Raw genomic sequence first — 19149 nt, forward strand, 5'->3', positions numbered from 1 at the left:
AAGGTGAATAAATTACGTTAAACTTTTCGCATCATCAGTAAGAAATAAGTGCCGCCCACTAAGGTTGCGACCAACCCCGCAGGAATTTCGTAAGGAAATAAAAGTTGTCGCCCGATCCAGTCGGCAATGAGCATAATGGTGCTGCCGAGTACGGCGGAAAGTAGCAGTTGCGTGCGCGCTTTGTGCACGCCTAAAAAATGGGTTAAGTGTGGGACGAGCAAACCGATAAAGCTCAACGGGCCGATCATTAGGGTGGCAAGTGCAGTTAAAAAGGCACTAAAAATAATCAGTATCCATCGAGTGCGTTTGATGTTCAAACCAAGGGCTTGTGCCATTGAAGTTTGAAGTGATAATAAATCCAGCCAACGGCTAAAAATCAAACTCATCGCCAATAATACCAATGTCAATAAAATAAACGGTATGGCAAGATTCGGATCGGTATTTTGTGTCGAACCCGAAGTCCAGCTGATTAATTGATTCGCACGCGGATCACCGGTGGCAACGGCAAGACGTTGAAGCGTGTCGAACAGTGCGGAAAGGCTGATCCCTGTCAGTAACACTTTTTCCGGCAGCATTCCATTGCGTTGATTAATGGCGGCTAGAATCATTAATGCAATAAAGGCACCGCTGATACCGGCAAGCCAAAACCAAACCGTTGCTTGGGCGGAAAAAATAAAGAGTAGGGCGAGAATGCCCATGCTTGCGCCTGACGATACACCGAGTAATTCAGGGCTTGCCATCGGGTTTAAGGTTAAACGTTGTAATAATACACCGGACAGGGAAAGCAAAATTCCGGCACAGATCGCAATCAATATGCGTGGATAACGTAAAGCGAGAATCTCCAAATCAAAGGCATTATCGGGAACGAGGAATTTCCATTGTGAATGGAATGCGTCTTTACCAAGACAAAGCGCAATAAGCAAACTGACCGCAAATAAGGCAATCATCAACAGGGTAAAGTGCGGTCGATATTGGCGGGGTTTTTGTGGGGCTGCGTCTGTCAAACGTCCGCTATGTGGGAGCGCGCGAAACATCAACCAAAGTAATAACGGTGTGCCAAGTAAAGCCGTGACTGCGCCGGTCGGCAGGCTGATTTGAGCGTAAAAATTGATGATTTGCAAGACTAAATCGGTGATCGCCAATAGCAATGCGCCGACGATAAAAGCAGAGATTAATTGCCACGTTAAGGTGCGAACGCCCAGTTGGCGTACGATAGTGGCAGCGGCTAATCCCACAAAACCGAGCATGCCTACTGCGCTGACGACGGAAGCGATCAAATAAGCGCTCACCACCACGCCGATAAAACGGAGTTTTCCTACCGGAACGCCAAGGCTTTTGGCGTTATTATCATTTAAGGCAAGCATCGTGAACGGGCGGCGTAAGGTAAAAATTAAGGCAAAACTCACCGCACTTTGCACAAACAATAATTGGCTGTCGTGCCAACTTTCCTGGACTAATGAGCCGGCACCCCATTGTGTCAAACCGCGTGATTCTTCAGGGTAGAACAGCATCATCATACTACTGAAAGAACCAAAATAGAGGTTCACCACAACCCCGGCTAAAATCAATAATAACGGAGACATCGTTTTGCGTGCCGCAAGGATTATCACCAATAGCAGACTGAATGCCGCTCCGGCGAGGGCAATAATGCTTGAACCGTATTCCAATAACGTCGGTGCAAAAATAGCGACTAAAAATAGGCTGAATTGAGCACCGCTGTTAATGCCCAGCGTGCTGTCGGAGGCGAGCTGATTCCCCATGACTTGTTGTAATAATAGACTGGCGAAGGCGAGGCTTCCTCCGGCTAGTAGAGCAATGGCAATGCGTGGAAAGGTATAGCTTTGGATTAACAATAAATCAAGATTATCGGTGAAATAAAAAAGCGCAAAAATAGGATGCCCAATAGGAAGTTGCACATTCAACAAGAAACCGGTAAGCACAATGAAAATGCCACTTAACACAAAAATGAAAGCCAAAGCACGATTTACCATGTTTCACCGCCCTGTAATAAGCCATTTGCAAACACAGTGATAAAACGTTCTGCGGAAGGTAAGGCACCGAATGTCCAAACGGCAGGTAAAATCAAGGGTTCTTTCGCCATCGGTAAATGCTGCCATAAGGTATTATGCGTGAGTGCCGAGGCAATATTATTCGGATAGGGTTTAATCACCACAAATCGTGTATTTTTTGACAATTTTGCCAACTCGGTAATCTCGATATTTTGAAAGCCCCAATAATTCACGTTATGAGAATAGGCATTTTGAAAGCCAAGTTGCCGAATCACCGCACCGAGCAGGCTGTTTTCACCATAAATGCGCAAATGGCGTGTATCAATAAATTGTACCAACGCCACAGGGCGATCCGTAAAAGGCATTAAGTGCGGTCGATATTCGGCAATTTTTTTCTGATAATTTTCAAGTAAGGTTTGTACGGCTTGTGGTTTACCGATGATCTTGCCGATTTGTTGGGTCGCCGCCACGACGTTATGCCACGCATTTCCTTCTTTATAAAACTCCACGTTGTAGACTTTTCCATAAGCGGATAATTTCTCATTCAACGCCACATAAAAATGGCTATGAATAAAAGTAAGCGGTTGTGCATTTAAGGAATGTGACAAGGTTGAAATCAGTTCAAAATTAGGCTGTAAACGGACACCTAAATCAACTGTATTTTTAGGCAATGCTGGTTCTATCACCCAAGTTTGATAGCTTTTCACATCGCCCACGGCAAGTGGTGCTTCGCCTAGCGCAATTAAGGTTTCCGCCACCGACCAATCCACTGTAGCATAACCAGCCTGAGATTCGCCGGCTGAGATTTGTAGGCTACTGAAAAGTGCGGTCAGAATTGTGAGCATTTTTTTTATAAGGTTTGGCATATTAATAAAAGCTCACAGGACGGTGGGTTTCGGGGTGATCAATGACATTGAGCCCAATGCCGTAAATTTGTTGTAATGAGGCGGGATTGACAATATCGTGAGCATTACCTTGTGCTAATAATTTTCCACTGTGCAAGGCGACTAAATGATCACAAAAACGGGCGGCGAGATTGATGTCGTGAATCACAATAACCACGCCAAGGTTTAATTCACGGCTCAGTTGCTGAATCAGTTGCATGACTTCTACCTGATGAGCGATATCTAAGGCGGCTAAAGGTTCGTCAAGCAATAAAAAGCGGCTTTCTTGTGCTATCAACATCGCCAGCCAAATTCTCGAACGTTCTCCACCGGAAAGGGTATCGACCAATTGATCGGCGAATTTTTCGGTATGGGTAAGTTGTAACGCGCGTGTGACGGCTTGTCTGTCCGCCTCGGTTTCACGCCCAAACAACCCATTCCACGCGTAACGCCCCATGGCGATGAGTTCTTTTGCCGTCATATTGGTGGTTTGTGGCAAATGTTGCGGTAAATAAGCCACCTGTTTGGCAAAATCCCGACTATTCCAGTGCTGAATAGAACGATTATCCAACAAAATATCGCCGCTAGAGAGGCGTTGTTGTCGTGCCATTAGCTTGATTAATGTGGATTTACCGGAACCGTTATGCCCGATTAACCCATAAACCTTACCGTTTTCAAAAGAGAGGGAAGTCGGGTGGAGCAGTGTTCTCCGGGGAATTGAAAATGACGCTTGTCGAAGTTGAAACACAAATTATCCAAAAACTACAGAAATGAGTGCAATTTTATGTGAAAACTATTCTTATTTCAACTTTAGCGACATCACTCACAGTAACGGACTAAATAAAAAGAACAAACGTTCGATGATACGATTGTAAAATGGTCGGGATAGCCATTTTTCTCTGTCTAGACGGTCTGAATTTGCGATATAGCTCTCATGTAGGATCGAAACTTCATTGGCAAAGGCAAGATCTTCTACGGCAAGCGCCAGTTCAAAATTCAAGAAGAAACTGCGTAAATCCATGTTCATTGTACCGACTAAGGCGAGTTTGTTATCGATAAGCACGCTTTTGGTGTGTAATAAACCTGCTTTAAATTCATAGATTTTCACGCCGGCGGCAAGGAGATCGTCAAAAAAAGTACGGCTTGCCCAGCCCACCATAAGGGAATCATTTTTCTTCGGTAGAATAATTGAAACCTCCACGCCCCGTAAGGCGGCAATGCGTAACGCTTCGGCAATACTGTGGCTTGGCACGAAATAGGGAGAGGTGATGACAATGCTTTGTCTGGCGGCATAAATTGCCAACGCTAAGCTTTGCGGTGCCAGATCATCGGGGAATGCCGGGCCGGTAGCGATAACTTGAACGGAGTGGGTGTCATAATCATCAATCGGCACAAGCGGACAATTTGGTAAAGGTAATGGCAATTCAACGCCGGTTTCAATTTCCCAATCCCAAGCGTGTAGGCTGTTTAACACGGTCGAAACCGCACCGTTAACCCGCACCATAATATCGACCCAATTTCCAACTTTGCTGTTTTGTTTAAAAAAAGCAGGATCGACCATATTCATACTGCCGGTGTAGGAAATTTGATTATCAATGACAATGATTTTTCGATGTTGGCGTAAATCAATCCGACTAAAAAACATCCTAAATAGATTGACATAAAGGGTTTCGACAATTTCGATGCCTTGTTTGCGTAACGCCCGACATGCTTTACTTTTTAGGAAAGGGCGACTTCCTACGGAATCCAATAAAATGCGGATTTCTACCCCGCGCTGTTTGGCATCCAATAAGGCTTGGCTTACTTTTTCTATCATGCCTTGGTTCGACCAAATATAAAAAACCATATTAATGGAATTCTGTGCTTGTTGAATATCCTTGATCAGATGGTGAATAATGCTTTCGGGGGTGTCTAGAATATGCAATTCATTGCCTTTGATACAAGGAATGCCGAGACGTTGATAATTCAGATCAAAGAGCGGTCGGTATTGCCGATTTTTTGGCATACCGACAAGCGAAGATTGTTGTGATAAATGAGCTAACCATTCACTATATTTCGGGTGTAATGTTTTGAACGCCTTAGCACGTTTTGTACCTAATTTTATCTCGCCAAAAACCAAATAGGCAACGACACCGATAAGCGGCACTAAATAAATGATCATCAACCAAGAAAGCGTGGCGGAGACTGCTTGTTTTTTTACGAGCAAACGCAACGTAACGGAAATCACTGATACCCAAACTATCATTGGGGCAATATAAACCAGTATAATATGTTCAAAACTCATAAAATTTTAACCGCACTTATGGAATTCGAGATTCTTTATCAACATCGTGATTTTATCATTATTTATAAACCTTGTGGCGTAAGCGTACATAAAGATCAGGAAACCGTTGGTCTAACCACGCAAGTGGCGAATCAACTGGGTATGGCGCAAGTGTGGTTAGTACATCGATTGGATAAAGTCACCTCAGGATTATTAATTCTTGCCTTAAATGCAGAAAGTGCGGCTGAATTTTCACGACTTTTTGCTGAACATAAAATACAGAAAACCTACCTCGCGTTAAGCCATCAAAAACCAAAAAAGAAACAGGGGCGGATTATCGGTGATATGAAAAAAGCCCGTAATGGGGCATGGAAACTTTGCCAAAGTAAAGACAATCCTGCGATTACCCAATTTGCAAGCATTAGTTGCGAACCGAATTTACGTTTGTTTATCCTCAATCCCCAAACCGGCAAAACCCATCAATTACGGGTTGCTATGAAAAGCCTTGGCAGCCCGATTTTAGGCGATGATCTCTATGGCAAAAACACGGCTGAAATTATTCACAAACTCGATCACTCGTTTGTTCACCTCTCACGAGGACGTTGGCAAAGCCAACGTTCAAAAAACGTTGTTTTTTGTGACCGCACTTATTTACACGCCGCAAGGTTGGAATTTGAATTTCACGGTGAAAAATTTGATGTGAAGGCAATGCCGAAAGAAGGGGAATGGTGGCAAAGGGAAACTGTGATCGCAAAAATAAATGAAAACCCATTTTTCGGAAAGGGCAAAATCCTTGTATAATGTTTCGCAATTTTTACAAACAGGAACTTAAATGAAATTTATCTCTTTTAATATTAATGGCTTGCGTGCTCGTCCTCATCAATTGGAGGCGGTGATTGAAAAATACCAACCGGATGTGATTGGTTTACAGGAAATTAAAGTGGCGGATGAGGCCTTTCCTTATGAAATCACAGAAAATTTGGGGTATCACGTATTTCACCACGGACAAAAAGGGCATTATGGTGTGGCGTTATTGACCAAACAAGAGCCGAAAGCCGTTCGCCGTGGTTTCCCGACGGATAATGAGGATGCGCAAAAACGGATTATTATGGTGGATTTGGAAACGGATTTTGGTTTATTGACGGTGATTAACGGCTATTTCCCGCAAGGCGAGAGCCGCACCCACGAAACCAAATTTCCGGCAAAAGAAAAATTTTATGCGGATTTACAACGTTATTTAGAACAAGATCACGATAAAGCCAATCCGATTTTAATTATGGGGGATATGAATATTAGCCCGACAGATTTAGATATTGGCATTGGTGAGGAAAATCGCAAGCGTTGGTTGCGTACCGGAAAATGTTCTTTCTTACCTGAAGAACGTGAGTGGTATCAGCGCTTATATGATTATGGCTTAGAGGACAGTTTCCGCAAATTGAACCCAACGGCAAATGATAAATTCTCGTGGTTTGATTACCGTTCAAAAGGTTTTGATGATAATCGTGGCTTACGTATTGATCATATTTTGGTGAATCAAGCATTAGCGGAACGCTGTGTTGATGTCGGCATTGCTTTGGATATTCGGGCAATGGAAAAGCCTTCCGATCACGCGCCGATTTGGGCAGAATTTAAATAGGAATAAAATATGGATATGGCAAATTGGCAGAATTATCGTTCCAGCGTGAATGATATGCCTGCCGTGTTTACCGCAAACATTGAAAATATCGATCGATTTCATGGTAATAATTGCAATAAAATTGTGCAATTTGCCATTAATTATGAGAGTGATGAGAGCGGGCTTCCGTCAGAAGAAGAGTACGATAAACTTATCAATCGTATATTCAAAATTTTGGCACAATTGACCGCACTTCCGAATGTGTTTTTTGCCGGACATTTTATTTGTAACGGGCAGGCTAAAATGCATTTCTATTGTGAACATTCGGAGATTTTGCTTGAGACGTTATCGCAAATTGATTTTGTGGAAGAGGTGAGTGTTCAAGAGGATCCCCATTGGGATATTTATTTTGATTTTTTACTTGCGTCACCGCTTGAAATAAAAATGAATGCCACCGAAGAATTGTTAGGTTTACTGCAAAGTAAAGGGCGTGATTTAAGTGATACTTATTTGGTAGAACATAGTTTTCATTTTGATGAAGAACAGAAAATGTTTCCTTTTATGGATGAATTGAGCTTAGCCGATCATTCCTTTTCCACCTTGCAATATTCCGCACAACCTATTCAGTTTAATGAAGATGATGAGCCTTATTATCTAGTGAAGCTTGAGCAAGAACTATCCCTTGATAATGGCGAGATTTTTGAACAAGTCGAAAAATTTGAAAAATTAGCCCAACAATTTATGGGAGATTATATTGGTTGGGAGTGCGATAGTTTGATGGATGATAATAAGCAGCTGAATTAATTTGCTCTTTGACCTAGGGTAAACGTTACCCTAGGTTATTTATGTATGGATTTAGCCCTTTTGAGTCTGTTTTAATAGACAACGGTTATTTTACCCAAGTTACAATTTCATCCATCGCTTTACGGGATTTCTTCGTAATATCTCGGGCGCGGTAACCAAATGTTGCGGCAACGGATACGCCATATTCATTTGGATCAAACAAACCTTCTTCAGCAAGCGCCTGATTCATTAAGTCATAATGGAAGCCTTCAATCGGGCAGGAATCAATTCCCATGGCCGCCGCACCGGTCAGCATATTGGCTAGGGCGATGTAAGTTTGTTTACTACACCAGTCGAATAAAGTGCGGTCACTTTCCAGCAATTTCATATCGTTTTCTTGCAGGGTTTTGTATTTTGCTAAGGCTTGTTGTTGCTGTTCTTCTGTCAGCCCTTTACGAACCATCACATCAACAAAAAACGGGCTATCATAGCGCGCGTTTTTCTTCGCCAGTAAAATGACCAGATGGCTACAATTGTCCAACTGATTCATCATGCCCCAGCTAAATGGCTTGATTTTATCTCTTAACGCTTTGTTTTGAATCACTAAGAGTTTCCAAGGCTCTGATCCCACAGAACTCGGGGAAAGGCGTGCACATTCCAAAATGGCGTGGAAATTTTCGTCACTGATTTTTTTACTCGGATCGTAATAACGGGTTGAGCTACGTTGATTGAATAATTCAATAATTTCTTGCGCAGTAAGTTTTACCATATTTTCCTCTCTATTAAGTTTCTCTATTTGTCGATTTTGATTCGCTGTGAGCTAAACATAGTCGATTTGTTTCGGAAAGCCAAGTTCAATGTCTAAAGTGCGGTCTGTTACAACAATATTTTGTCGATTTGCAATAAAGAATCTTGAAGTCATCACTTTCTCTCCGTTATTTAAGAAAATTTCTATAATCGAACGATCCAAGAAAATTTCCACCGTGCGAAGATCGGCGATTTCACAATAGCGTGTCGTATCAAATTTTGCCATTAATTCCGTTTGTTCGGATTGACTGCGATCCAAACAAATTAAGCCGTTTTGATAGGATAACTGCAACGTTTCGCCTTTTTCATTGGTAAAGAAAGACAATCTGAACGGCTGATTTTCTGCATCAAATTTCAAATAGGCACGATCTAAATGTTCAATCGTAGTTTTTTCTTGCAGGGTTTGTGCAGAAAGTGCGGTCATATTTTCATAAATTTTGCCAATAGGGCATTGATATAACCGATTGTTTTCAATACGCACTTCACGTGGCATTGTGAGGGCGGAATGCCATTTAAATTTATCTGTCGGATAAGTTAAATCCGGTAAGCCAATCCAACCAAACATAATTGTACTTTCTTTATTTTTTAGACCGGCAAAAGTTTGTGGAGCGTAGAAATCAAAACCTTGATCCAGTTCTGCAATATGTTCTGCGAGCAATGTATTATCCTTTAGTTGCCCAAGAGCATAAGTCGCGTGATAGTTATTTTGAAATTGATGGGCTGCACGATCTTTACCTTGCGGTGACCAAATAAACATATCCTTATCCGCTAATGTCAGTAAATCCGGACATTCCCACATAAATACCTTGTGATTATTAAAGGCGGGAATAGACAGTTCACCGATTAGGCGTGGCGTATCGTCTAAATGATCCATTTCAAAAATAATTGCCGTACCGGTCAGATTTTCACGTTGTGCACCGCAAACAAAACGGATTTTCCCCTCTTTTGTTAGGTAAGGTTTGGGATCGCGTACATGTTCGGTATAGCCTTTAGGGGCGTTTTCAATTAATGGGCGTTTGCTAAGCAATTTGCCGTCTAAATCAAAGATTGCCAGATTTTGATAAGGCACGCGTTGGTTATTGCTTGCACGACGGGTATTACCGGTATAGAACATCGCTAATCGATCACCGACTTTTAACGCCCCGCCGGAATAGCAACCGTGTGATTCAAATAATTCGCAAGGGATCAAATCATCAGCGGATTGATAAGATTGAAAATCCCTTGTGATGAAATGCTTCCAATGTTTCATGCCATGCATGGAATCAAAAGGAAACCACTGATAAAAAAGGTGATATTTTTCGCCGTCAAAAATGAGCCCGTTAGGATCGTTTAACAGCCCTGTAGGTGGCGCAAGATGGTAAACAGGATAGAAATGTTTGTCGTTTTCCACCGTTTTACGTATCGTATCAAGTTCGCCTTGTTCTGCTGCAAGAATACTTTTGTATTTGCCGTTGTTGAAGATAATCATCGTTGTCCTATTTGGGATAAGTTTCGTTTAAACAAGCATAGCGGGCGTTCATTTTTTCCGCCCACGATTTTAATGATTCCATAACGGAATGTTTTGTGGCGTAAGTCCAATCATTACGAAAGAGCAGAAAATCAATGGCACAAACTGTATTTAGCGTACCAATATTGAGTGTTTCACCAAATAAATCAATGGACTTTTGAATTGCGATAAGGCTCTGTTCGGTACGTTGGAAAATTTGTTGATGGCGCTCTATCCACCATTCCGACCGAGGACGTAGGCGTTTTTCCGGTATAACGGATATTTCATTTTCTAAAATACCATCGGCTAAATAATGTAAACGGAGAATTTGCCAACGTTGTTCACTATCACCATAAAGTGAAGGTTGCGAACCTAAATGATCAAGATATTCTGCGATCAGCGAACTGTTATATAACCATTCGCCATTTGCCGTTTGAAGTGCAGGTAAGCGCCCAAGAGGGTTAGCTTGATTGTGTGGGGAATGTTGATCCATTCCGCTTGTTGCGTGTAATAATTTAATCTGATTTTGTAATTGGTGATAATGAATCACACTGCGTACTTTTCGAGCGTAAGGGCTGGAATCGGAATACCATAGTTTCATAAAAATACCTCTATTTATGACCGCACTTAGTAGGAAAGTGCGTGAAATAGGAAGTCACGCACCTTGAGATTAATTCGCCAAGAACTCGGTTAATTGTGTCTTATTTGGTAAAGCGGACATTGCCCCTTTTGCGGTGGTGGCAAGGGCGCCGCAAGCATTAGCTTGGCGTATGATTTTCACGAGTATGTCGTTTTCTTTCCAATTTTCGTGTTGAGAAAGTCCGGCTAATAATCCGCCTACAAAGGCGTCGCCAGCTCCTGTTGTATCTATCGGTTTTAATGCTTTGCCCACTACTACATCTTTTTTACCGGCAAGATGATATAACGCCCCGTCTTTACCTAGGGTGACGATAATCAGTTTTTCCGGATAAAGTGCGGTAATTTTTTCAAAGGCTTTATCAAGACTGTCACTATCGGTTAAAAGTGTAAGCTCTTCTTCGGAGAATTTTAATACATCTGCTAACGCCACGGCTTCCATCACCACGGTTTTCATTTCCTCTAGGCTTGCCCACAACGATTCGCGTAAGTTGGGATCAAAAGAGAAGAAACCGCCTGCTACTTTAATTCGGAGAATTGCTTCAAAGGTCGCCTCACGAGAGGGATTATTAATCAAGGCGATAGAACAACAGTGTAACCATTCACCACGTTGAAAAGGGGGAAAATCGGTTGTTTGTAAGAATTGATCCGCACTTGGATTGACCATAAACGTGAAACTGCGTTCGCCATTATCCAATCCAACAACCACCGTTGAAGTTCGATGTTGCGGATCTAAAATCATATGGGCAGTATCCACATTTTCAGCATTCAACGTTTGTTGCATAAATTGACCTAAGGGATCATTTCCTACACGACCAATAAAGGCGCTTTGTCCGCCTAAACGGGCTACGCCCACCGCGACATTTGCCGGTGCGCCGCCGGCACAGCGCAAATAATGATCTTTGCCATCAGGAATTAAATCAACTACGGCATCGCCGGTTACCCAAATTTTCTGGCTCATAGTAATCTTCCTTATAAAATAGACTAGGGTATAAATTCTTTATCTACACTAATTCATGTTAGAAAATAACCGCACTTTTTAAAGTGCGGTTATTTTGCAGAGTGTTTTATTATTCCACTGTCACACGGGCAAATTTACGTTTACCGACTTGATAAACATGGGTACCTTTTGGTGCGTTTTCTTTTACATTATCAACTTTTTCACCGTTAATTTTGACCCCGCCCTGTTGTGCGGAACGAATCGCTTCAGAAGTGGACGGTACTAACCCCGCTTCTTTTAATAACGTCGCTAACCCCATTTCACCGGTAAAAGTAAATTCAGGCATTTCGTCCGGTATTGCCCCTTTTTGGAAACGATTAATGAAGGTTTGTTCTGCCGTATCTGCGGCTGCTTCATCGTGGAAACGGGCAATTAATTCTTTAGCGAGTAAAATTTTAACATCACGTGGGTTTTTACCATTTTTGACATCGGCTTTTAGTTGCTCAATTTCAGTCAATGGACGGAATGAAAGAAGATTATACCAATCCCACATTAACTCATCGGAAATCGACATCACTTTACCAAACATATCATTTGGCGCTTCGGTGACACCGATATAATTGCCAAGGGATTTTGACATTTTTTTCTCGCCGTCTAAGCCCACAAGTAATGGCATCGTAATCGCTACCTGCGGTTTTTGACCGGCTGATTTTTGTAATTCACGGCCAACCAATAAATTGAATTTTTGGTCAGTACCGCCAAGTTCGACATCCGCATCGAGAGCGACGGAATCATGCCCTTGTAATAGAGGATAAATGAATTCGTGAATCGCAATAGGTTGATTATTGGTAAAGCGTTTTTTGAAGTCATCACGCTCCAACATACGGGCAACGGTATAATTACTCGCTAGGCGAATCATTCCTTCTGTACCCAGTTTACCTAACCATTCGGAATTGAAGACGATTTTGGTTTTTTGCGGATCAAGAATTTTGAAAATTTGCTCTTTATAGGTTTCTGCGTTACGCAATACATCTTCGCGACTTAATGGAGGACGGGTTGTATTTTTACCGGAAGGATCGCCTACCATACCGGTAAAATCACCAATTAAGAAATAAACTTCGTGACCGAGTTGTTGAAATTGGCGTAACTTGTTTAGCACAACGGTATGTCCTAAATGGATATCCGGTGCGGTAGGATCAGCGCCTAATTTTACTTTTAATGGGCGATTTTCTTTCAGTTTTTCGATTAAATCCGTTTCGGAAAGAATTTCATCGGTACCCCGCTTCAGCTCCGCGAGAACAGTGTTAATATCAGTCATTATTTATTTCCTAATTATGATTTTGAGATGGTTTATTATAGGGATTCTAAAAGATTTGTGAATAAAAAAATGATGTTTTTAGTTTGTTGAAAACTCATGTTATATCAATGTGTTATTTGTGGTAATTCTTGAGTTCGTTTCGACGTTATAGCTATGTTCCGAAACGATACTCGAGTAAATAAGAGAATTTTATTCTTGCGGATGTAACGTTTTGTCACTTGTGGAGATGTATAACCAAGTTGTTTTTGTGGCGATTCTATCTCAAAGAAAAGGAATTTATCCGGATCGGTTTTGCTGTGTAAGTTTCGAAAACTATTTTATTTACTCTCTAAACCTCAAAACAGTTGTCAATTTCCCCAAATTGCTATATTTTTAGCAAGTCGTTAAAAATCAAAGATATTTGTATCACCCAATGTTGTAACTCACTATCCAGATAGGAATGCTTATGGCAGTTCAATCCGATTATCGTTATAGCCTTACGGTCAACGGCAACAGCCAATTTGATGTAGTCAGTTTTGTCCTGACCGAACATTTATCCTCACTATTTCGTGCCGAGCTGGCGTTAGCTGGTTTTGATAACGCCCCTGCTTTCGCCGAGATTTTAAACCACCCCGCCACCTTAACCTTTTGGCAAGATGACACACCGATTCGTTATCTTAACGGTATCGTCACCGGTTTCAAACAACAAGAAAGCGGTTTTTCCCGCACCCGTTATCAGATGGTGATTGAACCCGCCTTATCCCGTGCCAACCTACAAGCGGATTTGCGTATTTTCCAACAGCAAGACAGCCAACAGATTATCGAAACCCTGTTGCGTAAAAATCAGGTAACCCAACATCAGTTTCATTTTTCCGATGCCTACTGGACGCGGGAGTATTGTGTGCAATACCGGGAAACCGATTTAGCCTTTATTGAACGCTTAGTGGCAGAAGAAGGCACGTACTATTATTTTGAACATACCGCCGACCATCATATTTTACATTTCTCCAACAGTAGCGGACTTGCCGAATCCAAAGGGCAGCTATTGTATAACGCTATGCCGGCAGGCGAGCGGCCTGAGGCGGCAGTGTGGCATTGGGCTTATGAAGAAAAGTTAGCGGGGACACAGCAAACCCTACGGGATTATACCTTTACCCACCCGCGCTATCACCAAGAGCACCAAGCCGTTCGCAACACCCCAAACATTTTTGGCGAACACCGTGACGCACAATATGAGAGTTACGATTATCCGGGTCGTTATAAGCGGGATGCACAGGGCAAGCCGTTCACCCGATACCGCTTGGAATACCTTCAACGTGAGGCTGAGCTTGCCACCGCCAAAAGTGACGATTTACGGGTAATACCGGGCTATTGTTTCACTTTGACGGGCCATCGTCGGGCCCACTACAATCGAGATTGGCTGGTTGTGGGAGTCACCCATCGCGGTTGGCAGAGTGGCGTATTGGAAGAAGAGAGCGGCGAGCAAGGTAATCGTTATGAAAACGACATCAAACTAATACCGCAGGGACGACAATGGCGTCCTACTCCCCAACCCAAACCGCGCGTGGACGGACTTCAGGTGGCGCATGTGGTGGGGCCGGCAGAGGAAGAGATTTACTGTGACGAATGGGGGCGGGTGAAAGTCCAGTTCCCGTGGGACAGACAGGGCAATAATGACGAACACAGCTCTTGTTGGATACGGGTCAGCCAAGGCTGGGCGGGGGCGCAGTTCGGCAGTATAGCGATTCCGCGTATCGGGCATGAGGTATTGGTCGGTTTCTTAGAGGGAGACCCGGACCAACCGATTATTACCGGGCGCACCTATCACGGCACCACCGAGCCGCCTTATCCGCTACCGACCCATAAAACCCGCATGACGATTAAATCCAAAACCCACAAAGGGGAGGGCTTTAACGAATTACGTTTCGACGATGAAAAAGAGCAAGAAGAAATCTTTATCCATGCGCAAAAAAACCAAAACAATGTGGTCAATCATGACGAAACCACCAAAGTCGGGCGCAATCGCAGCGAAAAAGTTGGGCGTCATGAAAAAATCACCGTCGGAAAAAACCGCTCGCAAACCATCAAGCAAAATGAACTGCTTACGGTAGGCTTTAACCGAATGACCAACATCGCCATGAACGAGTTACATAATGTGGGGATGATGCGCAGTCTGAATGTGTTGCTCAGCCAAAAAGAAATGGTCGGTCAGGACTGCGATTTAACGGTGGGCAAGGATTACCGCATTGATGTGGGCAATAATACCCATTTCAGCACCGCCCAATTACTAACGATGATAAGCCAAAATATGCACGTCACCGGTAAAGATGAAATTCGCTTGGACAGCAAAGGCGGTCAGATTCATCTGAATGAAAAGGGCATTACCTTAAAAGGCATTGTCACCATTGAAGGCCCGCTGACGGTGAAAGGCGAGGCGATGGCGGGCGGGCGCTCGGTGGAGGGAGAATGTATCGCCTGTAAGCAGGCGGCGGCAGTCGGGCGACCGGTCAACCCGATTTTGGGGATTAAACTGCTGACCAATGAAGTGGATTTTGCCTTACCTGGGCTGTTACCGCTCACATGGCGTCGGTCATATTACTCGGATATTCCGGCAGGCGAGATGGGTAACTGGTTAGGGCAAGGTTGGCGGGTGAACGGCAGCCAATGGATAGAAGGGCGGTTACAGTCGGTCGCGTTAGATAACCCGTTGGACACTCCATTGAACGACGGACAAGAAACGCCGCCGAAATCGACCGCACTTGAATCCTTTTACTACCTTGACGAACAGGGGCGGGAAATTCCGTTACCGCGCGAGATTGACGGCACACCGATATTTATTCAAGCCGAACAGATTTGGGTACACTATATCGGGGCGGAGACGATTGAAATTGCCAATACGACAAAATCGGTACGCATGACATTTCGTTGCTCGCCCCCGCAAACCGCCCGACAGAGGCAAGACGGACAAACGTCCATCCGCTATTTCACTTTACAGACAATTCAAGACAACCACGGCAACCGCCAACAGTTCTTGTACGGACAAGTATTATACGGACAACCGCCTCTACCTTATGCGGTAACAGACGGCAACGGACGGGTCTTTGCGTTACAGTTTAAGCACATGGCTGCGACAACGGCGACAGCCTCTCCGATAGCGGCAATGGCAAGTGCGACTATTCCCCCTGAAACGGGCGACCGCTCACCACTGTGGCGGCTGACCGATATTTACTTATTACCCCAGCCTTTTTCCGCAGTCAATCTCACCCAATTACAGGAAACTTTACAAAAACACACCGCACTTTCTGAGGTATCAGAGGTATCAACCAATTCCCCGCTTGGCAAAAAATTAGTCGCTTACCGCTACAACGCCGAAGGGGATTTAATTGAAGTAAAAGACGGCTTAGGCTATGTGGTGCGCAAATTTGCCTATCGCAATCACCTGATGATTGCCCATGAAGATGCCGCAGGCTTAGTTTCCCGTTATGAATATGACCACTATCGCCCAAGCGGCAAGGTAATACGTAATAGCACCAACCTCGGCGAGCGTTGGGAATTTGCCTATTTCCCAAGCTATACGCAAGTGACCGACGTGTTGGGACGAACGGAAGAATATCATTTTGACGAACATCGAGAACTTATCAAATTCGTCGCGGCAAACGGACAGGCAACCCTGCAAGAGAGAGACAAATTAGGCAGGGTGTTAAGTCAAACCGCTCCGTCCGGACAAACCAGTTATTTTGAATATAACCCGCAAGGACAAATGACCAAGCTCACCCGTCCGGATAATGTGATGTTATATTTTATGTATGACAATGAGGGGCGTTTAACGGGACAAACGGATGCGCTTGGCAACCTGACCCGTTATCATTATGACGACAGGGGCAAGCTGATTGAGCGTGTTGATGCGTTAAATCAAAAAACGCAGTATGCTTATAATGACAAAGGGCTTTTAACCTGCAGTACCGACCCGTTGGGTAATGATACCTTGTTTGCGTATGATGACAACTATCAACTGAGCCAGGTGACGGACTGTTCGGGTAATCAAAGCCGGTTTGGCTATAACGAATGGGGGCAGCTCACCGCACAAACGGATGCGCAGGGTCACACCACAAGCTATGATTACAACGACCGCCAACAACTGATTGCGCTGATATTACCGAACCAAAGCCGCACCGCTTACCGCTACGACAAGGCGGGGCGTATGACAGAGGTGACGGACCCACAGGGCAACCGCACCCGCTATCAATACCGGGCTGACGGTTTAGTCAGTATAAAAACCAATGCCCGGGGTCATCAGTTCCACTATGATTATGACGTGGCGGGGAGGTTGGTCGGGCTGACTAACGAAAACCACGCCAGCTACCGTTTTGTGTATGACGAATTGGACCGGGTGATTTGGGAGAAGGGGTTTGATGATAAGCTTACGCAGTATGACTATGACCGACAGGGGAATCTGATGCGTCGCACGGATTATGGCGTGACGGCGCGTGGAGAGCGGAATAAAGCGGCGATACGGATAGCGGAATTTAAGTACGATAGTTTGGGACAGCTGACCGAAGAAGTTATCCGGCAGGGAGAGAGCACCCACCAAACCCGATTCCGGTTTGATTTAAACGGACGAATGAGTGCGGTCGAAAGTGGCGGGCGGCAGATTGCTTTTCGTTATGATGCGATAGGGCGTTTAGTGGAAGAAAGTCAGGGAGGGCATCGGCTTGCCTATGAGTATGATGGGAATGGCAACCGTGTAAAAACCGGCCTGCCGTCGGGGGACAGTATTGGTTATTTTTACTATGGTACGGGACATTTATCGGGTATCAAGCTCAATCATCAACTCATCAGTGAAATGACGCGGGATACGCTTCATCGAGAAATTGTCCGAAGTCAGGGACAGCTGAGCGGGCGTTACCGTTATGATGAGGGGGGACGGTTGGTGCAACAGCAGGCGGGGCTAACCCACCACCAAAACGCCCTCCAAATTGACCGCACTTACGGCTATGATAGCTTGGGTAATCTGACCCAAACGCGCACGGTGTTCCCGTCGAAACCGTTTGAGGCACCGCAACAGACGCAATATCGGTATGACAATCTGGGGCGGATTGCCAAAGTGGCGGGTCAAGGGCATAGCCAATCTCAACCCCAACACCCACCCCAACATTTTTATTTTGACCCGGCACATAACCTCGTCAACAGCCCGACGGAAAAGGTTCAGGACAACCGGGTAGTCAACTATCAAGGTATTCGTTTTACCTATGATAGTTTGGGGAACCTGATTGAGCGCAAATGGGCAGAGGATGATTACCAACGTTATACCTATGATTTAAAAAATCGGCTGATAAAAGCGGCGATTTACAGCCGTTACAAAGAGGAAAATTGGGGGTATGATTATGACCCGTTGGGCAGACGGGTCGCCAAATGGAAGTTGACCAAAGGGGGCGAAAAACAGTTACACAGTGAATTTATTTGGGACGGGTCGCACTTGGTGCAGGAAATCCGACATGAGCAAAGCGCGCAAAACGCCCCAAAAACCAACCGCACTTTCACCTACATTTACCGCCATCCAAATAGCTATGAGCCGTTGGCGCAATGTCTTGCCCGCACGGACGGACAGGGAAACCGGATTGAGCACGAGATTAACTACTTCCACTGTGACCAAATCGGCATCCCGAGGGAGATGACGGACAGTGAAGGGAAACTGATTTGGCGGGGACGTTATGATGCGTGGGGCGGTCTTATCCGGGAGCGCCACCCGAACAATGCGGCAGGCACCCACCAGCCGTTTCGCTTACAAAACCAATACTCTGATGAAGAAACGGGGTTGCATTATAACTTCCTCCGCTACTACGACCCGATAACGGGGCGGTTTACCACACAAGACCCGATAGGGTTGCAGGGTGGGATGAATCTTTATCGGTTTGAGGGGACGGTGCAGAATCAAACGGATCCGTTGGGATTATTTGCGCCGGCACTTGCACCGGCAGTCCCTTGGATTTTGGAAGGGTTAGCTTATGTAGGAACTGCTGTGGCCGGCATTCTTATTGCGGCAGGTATCATGGATGCGAAGGAAGAGCATGATAAGGCTCAGTCTGCTGCACAAGCTGAAACATCCAAGTGTAAAAAAGATCCTTGTTCAGATTATCCAACACGCTCCGAAGCTAAAAAGCAAGCATTAGCTTCTTCTCAATTAACAGAAAATGATTTAATTGCTAAACGAGGTATTCAAGGTTGGGAACAATATGCGTATAGCGCCTATCCTCAGGGAGATATAAAGATAGTATCTCATCACCCGTCTGATAGGGATCATCCTTGTCCACATTGGCATATAAGTAATGCTAAAACAGATAATGGAGAAATACAAACTTTTAGCCACGGAGCTTGGAAGTATCAAGGAGGAGGTGCTGTATTTCCTCATCGTTTTAATTAAGGTGTCAA

General features: G+C 44.4%; 13 protein-coding genes. 4 read left to right on the plus strand and 9 right to left on the minus strand.

The features are described from left to right. Window positions 1–17: 17 nt before the first annotated feature. From fhuB to cls, 4 genes are all read right to left on the minus strand, one after another. On the minus strand, window positions 18–1991 hold the full coding sequence (fhuB, locus tag FEE42_RS00545) for a Fe(3+)-hydroxamate ABC transporter permease FhuB (protein WP_164027442.1): 1974 nt from the start codon (window positions 1989–1991) through the stop codon (window positions 18–20). After that, window positions 1985–2875, minus strand: coding sequence for an iron-siderophore ABC transporter substrate-binding protein (locus tag FEE42_RS00550; protein ID WP_164027443.1), 891 nt, complete (start codon window positions 2873–2875; stop codon window positions 1985–1987). Before FEE42_RS00550 ends, fhuB begins: the two co-directional genes overlap by 7 nt. 1 nt (window position 2876) lies before the next feature. Further along, window positions 2877–3641, minus strand: a complete 765-nt coding sequence (locus FEE42_RS00555; protein ID WP_164027444.1) for an ATP-binding cassette domain-containing protein — start codon at window positions 3639–3641, stop codon at window positions 2877–2879. A gap of 75 nt (window positions 3642–3716) precedes the next feature. After that, window positions 3717–5177, minus strand: a complete 1461-nt coding sequence (gene cls, locus FEE42_RS00560; RefSeq protein WP_164027445.1) for a cardiolipin synthase — start codon at window positions 5175–5177, stop codon at window positions 3717–3719. Window positions 5178–5195: 18 nt separating this feature from the next. Between cls and FEE42_RS00565 the strand changes: the two genes are divergently transcribed. Genes FEE42_RS00565 through FEE42_RS00575 form a run of 3 tightly spaced genes read left to right on the plus strand, consistent with a single transcriptional unit; the run spans window position 5196 to window position 7575 of the window. Continuing rightward, complete coding sequence (locus FEE42_RS00565) at window positions 5196–5957, plus strand: TIGR01621 family pseudouridine synthase (protein WP_164028787.1); 762 nt, start codon at window positions 5196–5198, stop codon at window positions 5955–5957. 31 nt (window positions 5958–5988) lie between these two features. Next, window positions 5989–6792, plus strand: a complete 804-nt coding sequence (gene xthA, locus FEE42_RS00570; RefSeq protein WP_164027446.1) for an exodeoxyribonuclease III — start codon at window positions 5989–5991, stop codon at window positions 6790–6792. A 9-nt stretch (window positions 6793–6801) separates the two neighbouring features. Beyond that, entirely contained in the window at window positions 6802–7575 is a 774-nt protein-coding gene (locus tag FEE42_RS00575; protein WP_059365327.1) for a TIGR01619 family protein, read from the plus strand. Between the two features lie 85 nt (window positions 7576–7660). Here the strand turns inward: FEE42_RS00575 and FEE42_RS00580 are convergent, their stop codons facing one another. The 5 genes from FEE42_RS00580 to tyrS all read right to left on the minus strand — a co-directional run bounded on the left by FEE42_RS00580 (window position 7661) and on the right by tyrS (window position 12741). Then, window positions 7661–8323: an NAD(P)H-dependent oxidoreductase gene (locus FEE42_RS00580; RefSeq protein ID WP_135968908.1), complete on the minus strand. Its 663-nt coding sequence runs from the start codon at window positions 8321–8323 to the stop codon at window positions 7661–7663. A gap of 51 nt (window positions 8324–8374) precedes the next feature. Further along, window positions 8375–9829: a glycoside hydrolase family 32 protein gene (locus FEE42_RS00585; RefSeq protein WP_164027447.1), complete on the minus strand. Its 1455-nt coding sequence runs from the start codon at window positions 9827–9829 to the stop codon at window positions 8375–8377. 7 nt (window positions 9830–9836) lie between these two features. Further along, complete coding sequence (locus FEE42_RS00590; protein WP_135968910.1) at window positions 9837–10448, minus strand: glutathione S-transferase N-terminal domain-containing protein; 612 nt, start codon at window positions 10446–10448, stop codon at window positions 9837–9839. A gap of 69 nt (window positions 10449–10517) precedes the next feature. Continuing rightward, a complete protein-coding gene (locus FEE42_RS00595; protein WP_164027448.1) occupies window positions 10518–11444 on the minus strand; it encodes an aminoimidazole riboside kinase in 927 nt (308 codons plus the stop codon). A gap of 109 nt (window positions 11445–11553) precedes the next feature. Further along, window positions 11554–12741, minus strand: a complete 1188-nt coding sequence (gene tyrS / locus FEE42_RS00600; RefSeq protein WP_164027449.1) for a tyrosine--tRNA ligase — start codon at window positions 12739–12741, stop codon at window positions 11554–11556. Window positions 12742–13186: 445 nt separating this feature from the next. Between tyrS and tssI the strand changes: the two genes are divergently transcribed. Next, window positions 13187–19141 carry a type VI secretion system tip protein TssI/VgrG gene (gene tssI, locus FEE42_RS00605; protein ID WP_164027450.1) on the plus strand — a complete coding sequence of 1985 codons (5955 nt, stop codon included), beginning with the start codon at window positions 13187–13189 and terminating at the stop codon, window positions 19139–19141. The last annotated feature ends 8 nt before the right edge of the window (window positions 19142–19149 follow it).

It is taken from the genome of Rodentibacter caecimuris (assembly GCF_010587025.1).
Lineage (GTDB): Bacteria > Pseudomonadota > Gammaproteobacteria > Enterobacterales > Pasteurellaceae > Rodentibacter > Rodentibacter caecimuris.

Bases quoted from the DNA above. Each gene is read 5' to 3' on its own strand.
- fhuB (WP_164027442.1), bottom strand. From the start codon at position 1,991: ATGGTAAATCGTGCTTTGGCTTTCATTTTTGTGTTAAGTGGCATTTTC.
- FEE42_RS00550 (WP_164027443.1), bottom strand. From the start codon at position 2,875: ATGCCAAACCTTATAAAAAAAATGCTCACAATTCTGACCGCACTTTTC.
- cls (WP_164027445.1), bottom strand. From the start codon at position 5,177: ATGAGTTTTGAACATATTATACTGGTTTATATTGCCCCAATGATAGTT.
- FEE42_RS00565 (WP_164028787.1), top strand. From the start codon at position 5,196: ATGGAATTCGAGATTCTTTATCAACATCGTGATTTTATCATTATTTAT.
- xthA (WP_164027446.1), top strand. From the start codon at position 5,989: ATGAAATTTATCTCTTTTAATATTAATGGCTTGCGTGCTCGTCCTCAT.
- FEE42_RS00575 (WP_059365327.1), top strand. From the start codon at position 6,802: ATGGATATGGCAAATTGGCAGAATTATCGTTCCAGCGTGAATGATATG.
- FEE42_RS00580 (WP_135968908.1), bottom strand. From the start codon at position 8,323: ATGGTAAAACTTACTGCGCAAGAAATTATTGAATTATTCAATCAACGT.
- FEE42_RS00585 (WP_164027447.1), bottom strand. From the start codon at position 9,829: ATGATTATCTTCAACAACGGCAAATACAAAAGTATTCTTGCAGCAGAA.
- FEE42_RS00590 (WP_135968910.1), bottom strand. From the start codon at position 10,448: ATGAAACTATGGTATTCCGATTCCAGCCCTTACGCTCGAAAAGTACGC.
- FEE42_RS00595 (WP_164027448.1), bottom strand. From the start codon at position 11,444: ATGAGCCAGAAAATTTGGGTAACCGGCGATGCCGTAGTTGATTTAATT.
- tyrS (WP_164027449.1), bottom strand. From the start codon at position 12,741: ATGACTGATATTAACACTGTTCTCGCGGAGCTGAAGCGGGGTACCGAT.
- tssI (WP_164027450.1), top strand. From the start codon at position 13,187: ATGGCAGTTCAATCCGATTATCGTTATAGCCTTACGGTCAACGGCAAC.